Origin of the sequence: Gilliamella sp. B2969 (assembly GCF_026536195.1) — a bacterium.
GTDB lineage: Bacteria > Pseudomonadota > Gammaproteobacteria > Enterobacterales > Orbaceae > Gilliamella.
Window position 1 is genome coordinate 26,016 of sequence record NZ_JAFNOP010000013.1, and the last position, 18,267, is coordinate 44,282.

Here is an 18,267-nt window from a genome sequence, read left to right on the forward strand (position 1 = left end):
CTGTTACCAAACTCAGTCAAAATGCCTCATGCTATCGTACTCACTTAGTGATTGATTAAATTGCGCGATCAAAAAATAGATCAACCTGACTCAATTTAGCCATTGCCGTTACATAAGCCAACGTTTTTGGTGGAAAAGATAGATCTTTTACACAGGTTAAATTACGTAATACTGGAAATAGACAAATATCATCTAAAGACAATTGACCATTACACGCTTGTGGTGAAACAATCAAAGGATCTAGTTGTTCAAGCAACTGAGAAACAGCTAAAACCAGTGAACTTGTTTGCGCTAAACATTCATCGAATGATCCCATCTTTTTAGCTTTACTTGCGACAAAACTCTCAATGGCACTTTGTGTAGCAAACTCAGCTAAACCCAGTTTAATATAACGCGGACACTCTAATTTATAATCATACTGCTGTATGTTTTTTATTATCTCGGCAATTTTCGCTGATTTAGGGCCAATCAATATAGGGCTATCACCATAATTATTATCAACATAATCAACAATATCTAAACTTTCAGGCATATAACTACCATCATCTTTTTGTAAAATTGGCACCATTTTTTCACCAATCATACTTTCAGGTGATTTGTTATCATCACTCAAAAATACTTCTAATTTAACTGGTATGTGTTTTAAACCAAAAATCATTCTTGCTCTGGCGCAAAAAGGACAATGTTCATAAATATACAGCTTCATGTTTTTCTCCTCAAACAATCAACTACCCATAAAAATAAGGCTGAACCTAAAAACAATAAAAAAACCATACCGACAGCAAACAACGCTTTCGGATAGCCTATTTTCACAACATTAATAAAAGGATAAGGATATAAATTAGTATAGTATCCTCTGACAAAAATATATATGCCATAAGCTAACATACAGACTAATGAACCCATTATCACTCGAAAATTAATGCGTCGAAATGGTCCCCAAATTAACCAACTCAAAACACCGAGTAACGGTATAACAACATGTAAACTTTCATTGGTGAATTTTAATAAATCATTTGGCGGTTTATGAATAGCGCGTAACATTAAGTTATAAACGATAGAAGTGATTATCACGCCTACTAGCCCATTTAACCGAATAATTTTAAAGCTAAAACGATGGCAACTAGGATTAAAAAATAGCCACAAACAACTCACCGCCAACATCAAATTCGATAACACAGTAAAAAAACTATAATAAAAAATGATTCGACCAACTGGCGTCGCTGGTTGCCAAGGTTGAAGTTGAGCATGCCAATAAAGATAAGTTTCTATACCAATAACAAAAAAAGCATATAGCCCAATAAAAAGAGGTACAGCGCGTTTTAACATACACATCATCACAAAATAAAATATTAATGCAAATATATATCAGATATTATTAAAAATACAAAAGAGAATCATGTGTTAATTGACTTGCTATAATTAAGTTTGCATAAATCGACCTAAAAAACCATTACCCAATAAATATAACAAGGTACTTTCATTTACATGCCATTACTTGGTCTAAACTGCAACGGTCAGCAAGTTGGTATATAATGACGTAAATAAATTGAATATAGAGATGACCATGAATGTCAAATAAAAGTATTGCGACACAAAGTAAAGTGTTAATTGAACAGTTTTTAGATTCATTATGGCTAGAGCGTAATCTAGCAGAAAACACGATAGAATCTTACAAACTCGATTTGTTTGCACTTAGCCACTCATTACAGCAACAAAATGTCACAATGCTAAGCGCGCAGACCATTAATTTACAAAATTTTTTAATGCAGCGCGTGCAAGATGGTTATAAAGCCAGTAGCTCGGCACGTTTATTAAGTGCAACTAAACGTTTTTTTCAATATTTGTATCAAGAAAATTATCGCACCGATGATCCCTCTGCCGTTTTGTCATCGCCCAAATTACCCAAAAAATTACCTAAAGATTTAACCGAATCACAAGTCGATGCGTTGCTTGAATCGCCCAGTACTGATGACCCTATCGAACTACGCGACAAAGCTATGCTAGAAGTGCTTTATGCAACTGGATTACGGGTTAGTGAATTAGTCAATTTAGAAATCAGTGATGTCAGTTTGCGGCAAGGGGTGATAAGGGTAATTGGTAAAGGTAATAAAGAGCGCTTAGTGCCACTGGGGGAAGAAGCCATTTATTGGTTAGAATACTATTTCAAATATGCCCGTAATGATCTTTTAAAATCTGGGCCGATTGACGTGCTGTTCCCTAGCCGATTAGGTAAAAAAATGACTCGACAGACATTCTGGCATCGAATCAAATATTATGCCATACTAACCGGCATTAATATTGAAGCACTCTCACCCCACGTACTGCGACATGCGTTTGCAACACATTTGCTTAACCATGGTGCAGATTTGCGGGTAGTGCAAATGTTGCTGGGTCATAGTAGCTTATCGACAACGCAAATCTATACCCATGTGGCAACAGAAAGATTAAAACAGTTACACAGTAAGCATCATCCTCGAGCATAATGCTTAAAAAATAAGGATAATTGAATGAAAAAATTAGTTTTAGGTTTAGCATTAATTTCAACATCAGTACTGGCAAGTAATGCTGATATTGCCAAAACACTCGGCAAATTAGGTTATACTGAAAAAGACTTAAAAATTGCCGACAGCCCTGTAAAAGGACTAAAAAGTGTTAATACACCTGATGGTATTTTTTATGTTTCTGATGATGGTAAATATTTAACGCAAGGTCCTTTCTATAACTTAGAAGGTAACGAACCGGTTAACATCGCTAATAGTAACAATGTTAAATTAATCAAATCTATTGAGAAAGATGCAATTGTTTATAAAGCACCAAACGAAAAATATGTTATTTCGGTGTTTACTGACTATACTTGTCATTATTGTAAATTACTGCATGAAAATATTGATAAATATTTAGATGCAGGCATTTCAATCCACTATTTTGCGTTCCCACGTGCGGGAGCGGATAGTGAAGTAGGCAAAAACATGCAATCAATCTGGAGTGTTGCCGATCGTAAAGCTGCTTTTGATAATGCCTATAAAGGTAATACGATTTCACCCGCTAGCAGTATGGTACCTTATGTCACTCAACAATTTAATGTTGGTAAGCAACTCGGTATTAGTGGAACCCCAGCTATTGTTTTAGCTGATGGCCAACTGGTGTCAGGTTATGTCCCGGCTGATAAATTGCTTGATATTTTGAATAAAAAATCTGTTAAATAATTAGTCGTTTATCACAACAATCAATATTCGAACTAACCACTATAACAACTTGTGTTAGCGCTTTAGCGCTAACATTTTAAATATGAATAAAAATAGAATAATACATCGACAATTACCACAAACGCTTCCTGAATTCTCGCAAGATATTCCGCCATTATTGCAACGAGTCTATGCCATGCGAGATATCAAATCAATGCAAGAGCTAGACTATTCTACGCGTAATTTGTGCAATTATGATAAGTTAGATGGAACAACCACTGCTGTTGAAATTCTTTATTCTGCAATAAAAAATAATCAACGTATCATCGTTGTTGGCGATTTTGATACCGATGGAGCCACAAGTACCGCATTAACGGTTACTGCACTAAGAAAGATGGGCTGCCAATTTGTTGATTATATCATCCCAGATCGTTTTGAAGATGGCTACGGCTTAAGTGTAGGTGTTGTTGAAAAAGCAATGTCAAGACACGCAGATCTCATTATCACTGTTGATAACGGTATTGCCGCATTAGAAGCCGTAAAATTTGCCAAGCAAGCTAACTTAACAGTGATTATTACCGATCACCATTTATGCCCTGAACAGTTACCTATTGCAGATGCAATAATTAATCCCAATTTACCTAATTGCACTTTTCCATCTAAACATCTTGCTGGCGTCGGTGTTGCATTCTATTTTATGCTGGCATTAAGAGCTAAATTACGCAAAGAAAATTGGTTCCTTAAGAATAATCTAACCGAGTACAATATCGCCAATCTATTAGATTTAGTCGCTTTAGGTACCATTGCTGACGTTGTCAAACTTGACCATAATAATCGAATATTAGTGCACCAAGGCATGAATAGAATACGATCTGGCTATTGTTGTAATGGTATTAAAGCGCTGTTACATATCGCGAAAAAAGAAGCAATTTCCTTCACAGCGATTGATTTAGCCTACTATGTTGCACCAAGACTCAATGCAGCAGGCAGAATGGATAATATGGCACTAGGTGTTGAACTACTACTCTGTGATGATTTTGACTTAGCAGTTCAGCAAGCAACAGATCTTGATATACTCAATACTGATCGCAAGCTAATTGAACAAACAATGCAGAAAGAAGCATTAGCATATATTCAACAGCTTGAAAAACAAGATACATCCATCCCAAATGCTATTGTCGTTTACCACCCACAGTGGCATCAAGGTATTATCGGTATTTTATCGGCACGATTAAAAGATAAATATTATCGCCCGGTTATCTCCTTTGCTTCAACCCAAGATGGGCATTTAAAAGGTTCAGGCAGATCAATTCCAGGTGTTCACTTACGTGATGTACTTGATGAACTGGATCAAAAACACCCGAACTTAATCGTGAGTTTTGGTGGTCATGCAATGGCGGTTGGTTTAACGATTCGTGAACAAGACATCGAGCTATTTAGAGACAGTTTTGAAACGCTATTAAATGACAAATTAAGTGATGAGGTATTACAACCAACAATAGAAACTGATGGTGAGATCGATGGACAAGATTTTAATTATGCAATAGCTTTGCAATTGAAAGAGGGAGGACCTTGGGGTGAGGGGTTTGATGAACCTATTTTTGATGGGGAATTTATTATCCATCAGCAACGCCTATTTGCAGAAAAACACCTTAGATTAGTGTTAGAACCCCAAAATGGTGGTAGTCTGATAGAAGGCATATTATTTAATGCTAATTTGCAACAATGGCCGGATCAATCAATAAAAAAAGTCAAAATTGTTTACCATTTAGTTGTAGATGATTTTCGAGGTAATCAGGCGGCAAAGTTAATGATTCGATATATATGGCCTATCGCATAACGATTTAAAATCGTCTATAATAAACTTTACCTATCGGTGTTGAATCTCATTACCATTCAAAACGACTATAGTGATAAACAATTATTATCATCGATATATTTTATAAAAGTTAAGGATTAAAAATGCGTATTCATATTCTAGGGATTTGTGGCACATTTATGGCAGGAATTGCTTTGATAGCCCGATCACTAGGCCATAAAGTTACTGGTTCAGACAAAAATGTTTACCCACCCATGAGTACTCTCTTACAAAAAGAAAATATAGAGATTATTGAAGGGTACGACCCAGTACAACTCACACCTACACCAGATTTAGTTATTATTGGTAACGCTTTATCAAGGGGTAATCCTTGTATTGAATATATTCTTGATAACAATATCCCTTATATTTCTGCACCACAGTGGCTGCACGATAACGTTTTATGCAACCGTTGGGTCATAGCCGTTGCCGGTACTCATGGTAAAACAACAACAGCAGGTATGGTTAACTGGATTTTAGAAAAGCAAGGTTATAATCAAGGCTTTGTTATTGGTGGTGTACCGGGTAATTTTGATGTATCAGCAAGACTGGGGGAAGGCAACTTTTTTGTTATTGAAGCCGATGAATATGATTGTTCTTTTTTTGATAAACGTTCTAAATTCATGCATTATTGTCCTAAAACCTTGATAATGAATAATTTAGAATTTGATCATGCCGATATCTTTGATGATCTTAGTGCAATTCAAAGACAATTTCATCATTTAGTGCGCTTAGTACCCAGTAAAGGGCTTATCATTTCACCACAAGACGATGTCAACTTAAAACAAGTACTCGCTAAAGGCTGTTGGAGTGAACAAACATTTACTGAATCTGAAAATGGCTGGCTTGCACAACGCATTAATAATGATGCAAGTCATTTTGCGGTTTATTTTAATAATCAAAAAGTCGGTGAAGTGCAATATTCACTTGTTGGCGAACATAATATGCATAATGCATTAATGGCGATTGCAGCTGCGCATAATGTCGGAATTGCACCTGCTGATGCATGCGAGGCATTAAGCACTTTTGTTAACGCTAAAAGACGCTTAGAGCTGTATGGAGAAGTCAATAATATCGAAATATATGATGATTTTGCCCATCATCCAACAGCAATATTGGCTACATTAGAAGCATTACGTAGCAAAATTGGGGCTAATCGTCGAATATTAGCCGTACTTGAGCCGCGATCAAATACCATGAAATTGGGTGTATCAAAAGATGAATTAGCACCTTCACTAGGACGAGCTGACGAAATTTTCATCTTTCAACCTGAACATTTACCTTGGTTAGTTGCAGATGTGGTTGATGCCTGCATCCAGCCTGCACATTGGTCTGGGGATATCGATCTATTAGTTGAGATGATCAGCAAATCAGCTAAACCGACTGATGCAATTTTGATTATGAGCAATGGTGGTTTTAGTGGCATCCATAAAAAAATTCTAGAAAGTTTAGAAAGGCAGCAACTCAAAGATCAGCAAGAAGAACAATTATTGATCTAAAACAGAAATTAGATTAACTCACCATAATAATTTAGCCACATAATGTGGCTATTTTTTAAAGGCAAGACGGAGGCAGTATGCAATACTTGGTCACCTCATCTGAAATGAAACAATTCGATACTTATACAACTTCGGATGTGGGCTTACCCCCATTGGTACTTATGGAACGCGCTGCCCTTGCTGTTATCAAACAACTTAAATCTGGTGAATTTGATTTAAACAAAGTTGCGCTCCTATGTGGTTATGGTAATAATGGCGGAGACGGTATTGCCGTTGCTCGGCTACTCAAATTACAACAAATTGATGTTGTTATCTATTTAGTCGGTAATGCTGATAATGCTTCGACCGAAACATTACAACAAATCAAAATAGCTCAGCACTATCAAATCCCTATCATGATATCGTTACCTGATTCACTTTCATCTTATACAACAGTTGTGGATGCCATTTTTGGTATTGGCCTTAATCGAGATGTTAGTGGTGATTTTTTGCGAGCGATTGAGCTGATTAATCAAAGTCATGGCGATATACTCGCTATTGATATCCCTTCCGGCGTGTGTGCTAACACCGGTAAAATATTAGGTGCTGCGGTAAACGCGAAACAGACAGTAACGTTTGCCTATGCTAAGCTCGGATTATCTTTTTATCCTGGCATTGAACTAGCCGGCAAAATAACCATTGCCGATATTGGCATTTATGCTGACAAACCAGCAGCGCATTATACCTTTGAGCAAGATGATCTGGATAACTTGTTACCTGTGCGAGCAAATGATTCCCATAAAGGCTCTTATGGTAGAGTATTGACCATAGCCGGTTCGCAAAACATGTCCGGTGCCGCTTACTTTTCGGCTAAAGCCGCCTATCGAGCTGGTGCTGGGTTAGTACGTATTTACACACCAAGTTGTAATAGCGGTATTTTATTATCTCAACTCCCCGAAGCATTATTATCGCCTTTTACGCCGAATCAAGTTAATTTTACTGAACTTGAAACAGGGATAAATTGGGCATCAGTAATTGTTATCGGTCCCGGTATGGGGATATCTGATGATACTTATAAGATTTTATCTTATGTTGTTCACCATGCAACCGTACCAATAATTATTGATGCTGACGGGCTTAATGTTTTATCGCAAGATTTGTCATTACTTGAACAGGCAAAATCAACCCTTATTCTTACGCCACATTTAGGTGAAATGGCGAACTTAACAAAGCTACCTATCGATAAGATTAAAAATAATTTAATCGCAACAGCAAAAGCATTTTCGCAACAACACAATGTCATTTGTGTGCTTAAAGATGCTAAGACCGTCGTTGCCCACCCTAACAAACCAACCTATATTAATCAATCAGGCAATAATGGTATGGCAACTGCTGGATCAGGTGATGTGTTAACTGGTATTATAGCAGGACTCATTGCCGGTCACTTACCCGTAGCTCAAGCAGCCCCAGTAAGTGTTTACTTGCATGGTTTGGCTGGTAATAAGGCAGCTGAAAAATTAAATAAATACAGTTTATTAGCTTCTGATATCATCGAAGGTTTAACACATATACTACCCAATTAACCCCGATACAATAGGCTCAAAACTCAATGCATTATGTTTATATTGAGGATCACGCATGAATCAAACAACTGAAATTGTTGCAATGTTATGTCGCAGAATTAAATTGGCAAGAATTGAAAAAAATTTATCTCAACAAGAACTTGCTCAAAAATCTGAACTTGGCATAGCAACAATTAAACGTATAGAAAATGGTGAATCCATTACTTTACATACACTAATAAACGTTCTACGAGGATTAGACGAACTTGATCAACTCAATAATTTACTCGCCTACAATGAACTAATGCATAGCACATCAACCAATCAAGCCAAACGAAAAAGAAAGTTACGTTCAATAAAAAGTGAAAAAGTCGATATGCTGGTTAATAATGACTTTTTACGTTCCAAGGCGAATACCATGCGCTGGAAATATTAACTTTGATCGCTTCAATTCACCAAATGACTAGTCGGCAAATTGAAGGATTAATCTATCTCAGTTAACGGCGAATTAATTACAGTAAACGGTAATTGCCAGCCCGCCTCGTGATGTTTCACGATATTTAGCATTCATGTCTTTACCGGTTTCATACATTGTTTCAATCACCTTATCAAGCGACACTTTGGCAACTGTTGTGCGCCTTAACGCCATTCGAGTCGCATTAATTGCTTTAACAGAGGCAATTGCATTACGCTCAATACACGGCACTTGTACCTGCCCAGCAACCGGATCGCAAGTCAAACCTAAATTATGTTCCATGGCAATCTCAGCGGCCATACAAACTTGCTGTGGATTTCCACCTAAAAGCTCGGCAAGACCAGCAGCAGCCATTGAACAAGCAACACCCACTTCACCTTGGCAACCGACTTCTGCTCCCGATATTGAGGCATTTTTTTGGTAAAGTTGCCCTATTGCTCCGCAAGTTAAAAAGAAACGCATTGAGATTTCAGGCGTAACAGGATTAATAAACTTATCATAATAGGCAAGAACAGCAGGAATAATCCCACATGCACCATTAGTTGGCGCTGTTACCACCCGTCCACCAGCAGCATTCTCTTCACTCACCGCTAAGGCAAACATATTGACCCAATCAATAATCACCATAGGATCGCTAATAATATTATCTTTAGTGGTCGATAATTGACGGTATAGCGAAAACGCACGACGTGGCACTTTAAGTGGACCTGGTAATAGCCCCTCGGTATTCATTCCCCGTTTTATACAATCTAAAATGGTTTGCCCGACATGATGAAAATAGTTTTCAATCTCTTCATAAGAGTGCAGTTCCAGCTCGTTTTTCATCATAATACTGGAAATGGATAACGAATTATCTTCACACGATTTTAATAGCTGCGCAGCAGTCGAGAATGGGTAAGGCAATAAAACTGGATTTTGATCTTGTTGACCAAATTGTGCTTCTTCAACAATTTTGCCACCACCAACAGAGTAATAAGTTTTTTGCAACAGCAAATCATCACCATGATAAGCGCTGAGTGTCATACCATTTTCATGCAATGGTAAAAACTTAGAGTGAAAAATCATACACTCAGCTAGCGGAAAATCAATTTCATAACGATTGTTATAAATCGGTAATCGATTAGTCTGGCTAATTTTTTCAATAAATATCGGGATGTTATCAATATTTACGGTATCGGGTTTTTCACCTGCCAGTCCCATAATAATGGCAATATCGGTTTGATGTCCCTTACCTGTTAATGATAATGAACCATAAACGTCCGCTACAATTCTTGTCACAGACGGCATCAACCCTTTACTTATCAGCTCATCGACAAATGCTTTTCCGGCTCGCATTGGTCCGACTGTATGTGAACTTGACGGCCCAATACCGATTTTAAATATTTCAAATACCGAACTCATATTTTTCCCTTTTCAAAACTCAATGTAACTAAACCACATTGATAGATACTTTATAGATTACTCAATCAAATTAGATAATAAATATCTGTGTTAAACGTTTAACAACCAGCAATTAGGGCAACGCGCCTAATCCTTAAAATGAAAATCAAGATTGATTAAAAACACAACTGATATCAACTCGAAAAATATTGATCCGCCTATTAACCTAAGCGGATTTTTTCTTTAGATGGTCATCATAACGGATAAATTCAAGCTTAAAGCAAATTATAAATAGCTGCTGAAATAGCAATCAATCCCATAATGACAATAAACACATTGCTTAATTTGCCACGATACTTAGCTAATGCCGGTAATTTGTGAATTGCATACATTGGCATTAAAAACAGAAGTATTGCTAAAATTGGTCCTCCCAATGATTCAATTAAACCTAAAATACTTGGATTGAGTGTTGCTATTCCCCAAGCAGTGATAAACATAAAACCAATGGCAATTTTATCTAATTTTGCTGGTGAAATTGTTTTATCACAGCTACGTAGTAATTTATTCACCACCCCATTAAAGCCCTCTTTACCCCCTAAATAGTGCCCTAAAAATGATTTAGCCATTGCAATAAACGCAATTGGAGGACCAATATACTCAATCACAGGTGAATTAAATCGGTTTGCCAAATAAGATAATGTCGAAATATTTTGTGCTTTTGCATCCAATAACTCAGCAGGGGTCAAACATAGTGCACAACTAAACACAAAAAACATGACAGTAACGACCATCATTATATTACTTGCTGCAATAATTCTAGAGCATTTTTGTTCAGCATAAACATCGCCATACTCTTTGCGTTTAGCAACAGCTAAAGAAGAGATAATTGGAGAGTGATTAAATGCAAACACCATAACCGGAATAACCAACCACAGCGTCATTAAAATACTTTGACTTCCTTCACTGCCAGCACTGGTGAGTGAAACGTTGGAAAAAATCTCACCATTCCATTCCGGAATTAGAAATAACGCTAAAATCATCAGTACAGCAATAAACGGAAACACCAAAATCGACATCACTTTGACAATCAGCTCTTCACCAAAGTGAACAATCGACATTAAAAAAGCGACCAATATAAAGGATAATAACGCCCTAGGTATCGATGCCATGCCTAATTGATGTACCATAAAGCTATCAACGGTATTGGTGATCCCAACACTATAAACCAATAAAATGGGGTAGATAGCAAAAAAATAGAGCACCGTGATAAAGTTTCCAGCAGTTCGTCCAAATGCCTCTTCAACAACAACGGTGATATCGCCTTCAGGTTTTTTACCCGATAAAACAAATCGACATAATGCTTGATGGGCAAAAAATGTCATCGGAAAGGCAAGCACTAACATTACTAATAATGGAATTAACCCCCCAACACCTGCATTTATCGGTAAAAACAGTACGCCTGCACCGATTGCTGTTCCATACAGACTCAGCATCCATAACGTATCACTTTTACGCCACTTGGGTAATTTTGCCTCACTTTTTACCTCACTAGCTTTTTTATTGGCTATGGCACTATCCATATTACTATTCTCCTATACCTAAAAATTTGTGCGTATGATATCAATTTAAAAACGTTACTAAAGTGATCTACATCACACAAATTAACAAAAAATCAAATATAATCAATAAGATAAAGATATCTCTTTTGATACCTAACCAACCGCAAAATCAATAAAGTATCAATTTTGATACAAAATGCACAAAAAGCATTATTGCTAGTGAATAAATTTGTGAGTCTGTTTGCTCAATCTCTTTAGGTTCATTACGCCGATGCTAAAAAAATAACAATAAAATTACTTTAGTGTTACGCGCTGTACTGCTAAACTAGCTAACATTTTTATTATATTTATAGATAAATTATTTTTCAGGATAAATGTATGCGAACCAGTAAATATCTTCTTTCTACATTAAAAGAGACTCCAGCAGATGCTGAAGTGATTAGCCATCAATTAATGTTACGTGCCGGCATGATCCGTAAAGTTGCCGCTGGATTATATACTTGGTTACCCACTGGCTATCGTGTACTAAAAAAAGTTGAAAACATTGTTCGCGAAGAGATGAATAAAGCCGGTGCGATCGAAGTATTAATGCCGGTTGTTCAACCTGCCGATATTTGGCAAGAGAGTGGGCGTTGGGAACAATATGGTCCTGAATTATTACGGATAAAAGACCGTGGTAATCGTGATTTTGTTTTAGGTCCAACTCATGAAGAAGTCATCACTGATTTGTTACGTAATGAAGTCAGCTCATACAAACAATTACCACTTAATCTTTACCAAATTCAAACCAAATTTCGTGATGAAGTGCGACCTCGCTTTGGTGTAATGCGCTCGCGTGAATTTATTATGAAAGATGCCTACTCGTTTCATACATCACAAGAATCATTACAAGAAACGTATGATGATATGTATAAAGCCTATAGTGCAGTATTTACTCGTGCCGGATTAAACTTTAGAGCGGTGCGTGCCGATACAGGCTCAATTGGCGGTAACTGGTCTCACGAATTCCAAGTATTAGCCGATAGTGGCGAAGATGATATTGTCTTTTCAACTGAATCTGATTACGCCGCTAATATCGAGATGGCACAAGCATTAGCACCAACGCAAAGCCGCTTAGCACCAACTAAGGTGATGGAACGCATTGATACACCAAATGCAAAAACGATTGATGAATTAGTTGCACAATTCAATTTACCAATTGAAAAAACAGTTAAAACACTCATGGTTAAGGCGACAAAAGAGAGTGGGCACCAACTTGTTGCTTTATTAGTTCGTGGTGATCACACGTTGAACGAAATCAAAGCAGAAAAAATTGATATTGTGGCATCACCACTTGAATTTGCAACTGAAGAGGAAATTCGAGCAATTGTCAATGCTGGGCCAGGTTCATTAGGCCCTGTGAATCTTAATATGCCAATCATTATTGACCGCGATGTGGCTGTGATGAGTGACTTTAGTGCCGGTGCGAATATCGACCATAAACATTACGTTAATATCAATTGGGAGCGTGATGTTGCGTTACCAAGAGTTGAAGATATCCGTAATGTGGTGGAAGGCGATATTAGCCCTGATGGTAAAGGGACATTACAGATTAAACGTGGTATCGAAGTTGGGCATATTTTCCAACTTGGTACGAAGTATTCAGAAGCAATGAAAGCAACGGTCCAAGGCGAAGATGGACAAAACCACGTAATGATTATGGGCTGTTATGGTATTGGGGTTAGCCGAATTGTTGCAGCTGCAATCGAACAATGCCATGATGATCGAGGTATTGTATGGCCAGAAGCTATAGCCCCATTTAGTGTGGTCATCATCCCAATGAACATGCATAAATCAGAAAAAGTGCAAGCAACTGCTGAAAAACTGTATGCTGATTTACAAGCTTCTGGCATTGAAGTTTTATTTGACGATCGTAAAGAGCGACCAGGTGTGATGTTTGCCGATGCAGAGTTAATTGGTATTCCACATACTATTGTTATTGGTGAACGTAATCTAGAAAATGGTGAAGTGGAATATAAACATCGCTGTGGTGGTGATAAGCAAATGATAAAAATTAACGATATTGTAGAATTTATCAAAAATCGTCAAAGTAAAGCATAAAACCATTACTGATTTAATCTTAATAATGTTAAAGAAAGCACAACACTTAATCACTCTTAATGTTTGAGTTTTAAAAAAATAGGGAGATATTATTGTTGTGTTTTCTAGCATTATTCATAATTGACTATCAATATAAAGTGAAACCTCATTCACAATAACCCAATAATTTTTATCAAATTGGAATAATATTTGTCGAACAAAACAGCCGACTATAAAGTAGATACAATATCTGAATAAGCTAGGTTTTAAAACCATAATCAACTTGCATGTATTGCATAGTGATCGGGATAGCTTGAAAAATACCGATCTTACCGAAGTTTGGATTAAGATACGGACTAGTCAGATTACCGACGAAAAATCATTGTAATACTTAAATCTTTTAAACAATCACCAAACCAATATTAGTTCATTGTTGACATGGCAGTGAACGAACTAGCATGACCGGTGCTATATACCGTTTAGTTTTTCAATTGGGTAAAGCTAAAGTTGTTAATCAATTAATGCAGCCTGAATTCGATCATCACTATAATGTGTACCCGAATATTATTAAGTATATAAAACAGTTAATATTGAAAAATTTGCCACGCAGTATTTCAATAATTTTTTTAATAAATTAGTTTAAAATAACTTTCCCTAAGTAAGTAATTACACGCGTAAGTTAATCTCTTTTTAATATTCGTATTGAATTAAAATTGACAGTGATATTGCGTTTTTTTTCAGCTAAAATAAGGCAATCTAATTGTTAATTTAAGTGGTCTAAATAATGTTAAAAAAAGCAATCGCATTGGCACTCACTACCTCATTATTGTTGCAAAACTCACCGTTAGTTTTTGCTGATAACATTAACCTACCTGATATGGGAACCGCTGCTGCATCAACCTTAAGCATCGGTCAAGAGATGGAAATGGGGGATTATTATATGCGTTTGCTACGAGCCGATGCCCCTATCATCAATGATCCCGTACTCAATCAATATATTAATGATTTAGGTAAAAAACTCGTGTCAAAAGCGGAATCAGTCCAAACACCTTTTCATTTTTATATTATGCGCAGTGATGTCTTAAATGCGTTTGCCTTTTTTGGCGGTAATGTGGTGATTCATTCTAAACTGATTTTAGACACTGATAATGAAAGTCAATTAGCTTCAGTTATGGCGCACGAAATCGGCCATGTGACTCAACGTCACTTAGCCAGAGCAATGGAAAACCAAAACCGTAATAGTCCTTATGTTTGGGGCGCAGCATTAGGCTCATTACTACTTACGCTGGCGAATCCTGATGCTGGAATGGCCGCGATGACAAGTACGATGGCAGGTTCTGCACAAAACACAATTAGTTTTACACAAGCTAATGAACAAGAAGCCGATCGCGTGGGGCTTAGAACATTGGCTAAGGCAGGATTTGATCCTTATGCTTCATCCGAATTTTTACAAAAATTAGCTGATCAAACGCGGTTTAGCAGTAAACCACCTGAGATTTTACTCACTCACCCACTACCAAATAGCCGTTTATCTGATATCCGTAGCCGTTCTATGCAATATAGTAAAAAAGAGCTTCCCCCCTCTCTAAACTACTATTTAGCAAAAGCGCGTTTGGCTATTTTAATAACTAATAATCAAAATACCGGTAAATTATTAATTGAAGATTATAAAAAGTTGAATAATGAACAAAGTAAGATTGCTTTAGTCTATGCTAATGCTCTGTTTGATTATCGTAATAACAATTACCAAAAAGCCAAACAGCAACTTCAACCATTACTAGATAATGATCCAAATAATCTGTGGTACATCGATTTAATGACAGATATTGATCTGGACATGAATAATAATGCAGCAGCGATTAATCGGTTACAAACTGCTTTAAAAAAATCCCCAGATAGTTCAGCATTACAATTAAACTTGGCTAACGCATACGTTAAAAATCGTAATTATCAACAAGCGGTGAGCTTATTACACCGTTATACCTTTGATCATAGTGATGATACAAATGGTTGGGATCTGCTAATTACAGCTTATGGTGGATTAAACTCAAGGGCAAAAGAAATGAGTGCAAGAGCTGAACTTGTTGCATTAGAGGGGCAATTTCAACAATCTATTCAATTACTGCAAAATGCCAAAAAACAAACTAATGGCGATCAAACAATGATATCGAAGATTGATGCCAGAATAAATCAGTTACAACAACTTCAAAAACGTTACGCCCCTTATAGTAAAAATAGATAAGTTTACTAATTAGGCTCAATATTTCTCGACTAACGTTATAAAAGGCATTAGTCGAGAAATAAAAATGGGGTAAATTGCTGGTTATTTATCAGCTAAATGATCAACATTATTATAATAGTTAACCGTAAATTTACCTTCAGATTGACCATCTTGTTGCTGATAATTTACTACACTGACACTGGTATTTAACATTCGTGGAAAATAGTCTTCATCCCGATGTAAACGCCAATCACCACCATTTAATACACAAAGTAATAAACGTAACACGGTGCCATGCGAAACAACTAAAATATTACCTTTATCTTCACTGGCATTTTGAGTAATGGTATGCAGTGCACGTTTCATTCGTACCAGTGTATCAAGATAATTTTCACCGTGATTAACAGAAGCATCAAAGTTAGCTGGATCGGTTAAATAAGTATTAAATTCAGGCACTTCTTTTTTCAAATAAGGGACAGATTTTCCTTCCCAAAGACCAAAATCCATCTCACATAAATCGGCTAATTCAAAGGTTGGAATTTTATTATCATTTTCGTGAACGATATAATCACGTGTTTCTTTAGCGCGTAGCTGTGGGCTTGAATAAGCTTGCATAAAAGGAATATGCTTTAAATATTGGCCTGTAATCTTCGCGCCCAAAATACCTTGTTCAGTTAACGGTGAATTTTGCGATCCTTGCATCTGATCTTTAATATTCCACTCGGTTTGGCCATGTCTAATTAAGTATAAATTAAGATCTTTCATTCGTCCTCACTACTTTTTTTCAATTTAAGATTCGGTTTGATGATGCTTTTCTGTTCTAAGATAACTTAAGCATGCTTGTAATTTATCATCCATTGTTGCGCTTAACTGCATATCTTGTAACGTTTTAGGATGAATAAAGGTCACATTGGCTGCATGCAAAAATAATCGATTAAGTTTAGTATTGGCTAATAACCTATCAAATTGGCTATCACCATAACGATCATCAAATGCAATAGGATGATTGGCATATTGAGTATGTACACGAATCTGATGTGTACGGCCTGTAACAGGACTGGCTTTAATCAACGTTGCAAACTTAAATCTCTCTTCAACTTTAAAACGTGTCTCTGAAGGTTTACCTTCTTTATCGACTTTAACCACTCGTTCGCCACTTTTCAAAACATTTTTAAGTAACGGTGCCTGTATAACTTTGCATTCAGAAGGCCAATCACCTTTTACTAATGCTAAATAGTTCTTTTTCATCTGTTTTAAACGCAGTTGTTCATGCAGTGCTTTTAATGCTGAACGTTTTTTAGCAATGAGTAACACACCTGATGTTTCGCGATCGATTCGATGAACCAATTCCAGGAATTTTGCTTCAGGCCTTAATGCTCGAAGTCCTTCAATGACCCCAAAACTTAAACCACTACCGCCATGAACAGCAATACCCGAGGGTTTATTAATGGCCAATATCACGTCATCTTCATAAATAATGGCTTTTTCTAAATCGGCAACTTTATTTAATTTAGTTGAGATTTCAGGTGAGGTTTTTTCTGCTACGCGAATAGGCGGTATACGAATTTCATCCCCAATATTGAGCTTATACTCGGGTTTAATGCGTTTTTTATTAACGCGTACTTCACCTTTCCTCAGTATGCGATAAATCATACTTTTTGGCACACCTTTCAAGTGTGTGATAAGAAAGTTATCAATTCGCTGCGTCGCATTTTCTTCAGTGATGATAACAAATGAGACCTGTAATTTTGTTTGTGGAACGTTTGAATCCATAAGAAATGATTAATCCGCCATCAATAAATAAAAGTCGTTTACATTATTCGAAAATAAACTACACTACCACTAATTAAAAATAAAGACAGATTATTTTCGATATAATTAAAGATAGCTAATTATAGCCGAATATGGAGGAATAAAACAGTATGTTATCGTTACTTAATCAATACTCTCGCGCAAGATTTGCTTGGTTTTTACTCTTCCTCTCAACCCTTATTTTCGAGTTAACTGCACTTTATTTTCAACACAGCTTAGGACTAGCGCCTTGCACACTGTGTATTTATCAACGTTGCGCCATTTTTGGCATCATGTTAGCCAGTATTATTGGCTTAATTGCACCGAGTAATTTTATTTTTAGAATAATGGGGATCGCCATTTGGTTAATTAGTGCATATAAAGGCTTTAACTTAGCAACATTTCACGCCCATTTACAATTCGAACCAAACTTTAGTGACACTTGCGCTATTAATGTTCAGTTTCCATCATGGCTACCTTTAAACGAGTGGATACCGGGCCTGTTTAATGCTTACGGCTCGTGTGCAGATAAAATTTGGTCTTTTTTAACCATTGAAATGTCACAATGGATGATCATTATTTTTGCTTGCTATTTTATAGTTGGATTATTCGTGTTTATTGCCCAATTTTTTGCAGTAAACAAAAATACCTTATGGAAAAATTAGGTGTGCTATAA

At 36.6% G+C, this 18,267-nt stretch carries 15 protein-coding genes; 9 read left to right on the forward strand and 6 right to left on the reverse strand.

Annotated elements, in window-relative coordinates:
- Positions 1 to 55 precede the first annotated feature (55 nt).
- The gene (gene grxB / locus J3U66_RS11450) at positions 56 to 706 is read right to left on the reverse strand and encodes a glutaredoxin 2 (protein WP_267349059.1); all 651 of its coding nucleotides are present in this window, start codon (positions 704 to 706) and stop codon (positions 56 to 58) included.
- Positions 703 to 1,329, reverse strand: a complete 627-nt coding sequence (locus J3U66_RS11455; RefSeq protein ID WP_267334308.1) for a Pr6Pr family membrane protein — start codon at positions 1,327 to 1,329, stop codon at positions 703 to 705. The genes grxB and J3U66_RS11455 overlap by 4 nt, the downstream gene beginning before the upstream one ends.
- A 242-nt stretch (positions 1,330 to 1,571) precedes the next feature.
- Between J3U66_RS11455 and xerD the strand changes: the two genes are divergently transcribed.
- From xerD to J3U66_RS11485, 6 genes are all read left to right on the forward strand, one after another.
- Positions 1,572 to 2,486, forward strand: a complete 915-nt coding sequence (gene xerD, locus J3U66_RS11460; protein ID WP_267349061.1) for a site-specific tyrosine recombinase XerD — start codon at positions 1,572 to 1,574, stop codon at positions 2,484 to 2,486.
- 24 nt (positions 2,487 to 2,510) lie between these two features.
- Positions 2,511 to 3,209, forward strand: a complete 699-nt coding sequence (dsbC, locus tag J3U66_RS11465; RefSeq protein ID WP_267334306.1) for a bifunctional protein-disulfide isomerase/oxidoreductase DsbC — start codon at positions 2,511 to 2,513, stop codon at positions 3,207 to 3,209.
- A gap of 82 nt (positions 3,210 to 3,291) precedes the next feature.
- On the forward strand, positions 3,292 to 5,028 hold the full coding sequence (gene recJ, locus J3U66_RS11470; protein ID WP_267344676.1) for a single-stranded-DNA-specific exonuclease RecJ: 1,737 nt from the start codon (positions 3,292 to 3,294) through the stop codon (positions 5,026 to 5,028).
- A 122-nt stretch (positions 5,029 to 5,150) separates the two neighbouring features.
- Complete coding sequence (gene mpl / locus J3U66_RS11475) at positions 5,151 to 6,545, forward strand: UDP-N-acetylmuramate:L-alanyl-gamma-D-glutamyl-meso-diaminopimelate ligase (RefSeq protein ID WP_267334304.1); 1,395 nt, start codon at positions 5,151 to 5,153, stop codon at positions 6,543 to 6,545.
- Between the two features lie 77 nt (positions 6,546 to 6,622).
- Positions 6,623 to 8,107: an NAD(P)H-hydrate dehydratase gene (locus J3U66_RS11480; RefSeq protein WP_267349063.1), complete on the forward strand. Its 1,485-nt coding sequence runs from the start codon at positions 6,623 to 6,625 to the stop codon at positions 8,105 to 8,107.
- A gap of 55 nt (positions 8,108 to 8,162) precedes the next feature.
- Positions 8,163 to 8,522, forward strand: coding sequence for a helix-turn-helix domain-containing protein (locus J3U66_RS11485; protein ID WP_267334302.1), 360 nt, complete (start codon positions 8,163 to 8,165; stop codon positions 8,520 to 8,522).
- 72 nt (positions 8,523 to 8,594) lie between these two features.
- Here the strand turns inward: J3U66_RS11485 and J3U66_RS11490 are convergent, their stop codons facing one another.
- Positions 8,595 to 9,962, reverse strand: a complete 1,368-nt coding sequence (locus tag J3U66_RS11490; protein WP_267334301.1) for an L-serine ammonia-lyase — start codon at positions 9,960 to 9,962, stop codon at positions 8,595 to 8,597.
- A 254-nt stretch (positions 9,963 to 10,216) separates the two neighbouring features.
- Positions 10,217 to 11,521 (reverse strand): serine/threonine transporter, encoded by a 1,305-nt coding sequence (locus J3U66_RS11495; protein WP_267334300.1) that lies wholly within the window; start codon positions 11,519 to 11,521, stop codon positions 10,217 to 10,219.
- Between the two features lie 357 nt (positions 11,522 to 11,878).
- Between J3U66_RS11495 and proS the strand changes: the two genes are divergently transcribed.
- Positions 11,879 to 13,600: a proline--tRNA ligase gene (proS, locus tag J3U66_RS11500; RefSeq protein ID WP_267349065.1), complete on the forward strand. Its 1,722-nt coding sequence runs from the start codon at positions 11,879 to 11,881 to the stop codon at positions 13,598 to 13,600.
- 763 nt (positions 13,601 to 14,363) lie between these two features.
- On the forward strand, positions 14,364 to 15,821 hold the full coding sequence (locus tag J3U66_RS11505; protein ID WP_065798965.1) for a M48 family metalloprotease: 1,458 nt from the start codon (positions 14,364 to 14,366) through the stop codon (positions 15,819 to 15,821).
- An 81-nt stretch (positions 15,822 to 15,902) separates the two neighbouring features.
- Here the strand turns inward: J3U66_RS11505 and J3U66_RS11510 are convergent, their stop codons facing one another.
- Positions 15,903 to 16,565 (reverse strand): histidine phosphatase family protein, encoded by a 663-nt coding sequence (locus J3U66_RS11510; RefSeq protein WP_267334298.1) that lies wholly within the window; start codon positions 16,563 to 16,565, stop codon positions 15,903 to 15,905.
- A gap of 24 nt (positions 16,566 to 16,589) precedes the next feature.
- On the reverse strand, positions 16,590 to 17,573 hold the full coding sequence (rluC, locus tag J3U66_RS11515) for a 23S rRNA pseudouridine(955/2504/2580) synthase RluC (RefSeq protein ID WP_267349066.1): 984 nt from the start codon (positions 17,571 to 17,573) through the stop codon (positions 16,590 to 16,592).
- A gap of 149 nt (positions 17,574 to 17,722) precedes the next feature.
- On the opposite strand from rluC, the gene dsbB reads away from it, so the two are divergent.
- The gene (gene dsbB, locus J3U66_RS11520) at positions 17,723 to 18,256 is read left to right on the forward strand and encodes a disulfide bond formation protein DsbB (RefSeq protein WP_267349067.1); all 534 of its coding nucleotides are present in this window, start codon (positions 17,723 to 17,725) and stop codon (positions 18,254 to 18,256) included.
- Positions 18,257 to 18,267 lie beyond the last annotated feature (11 nt).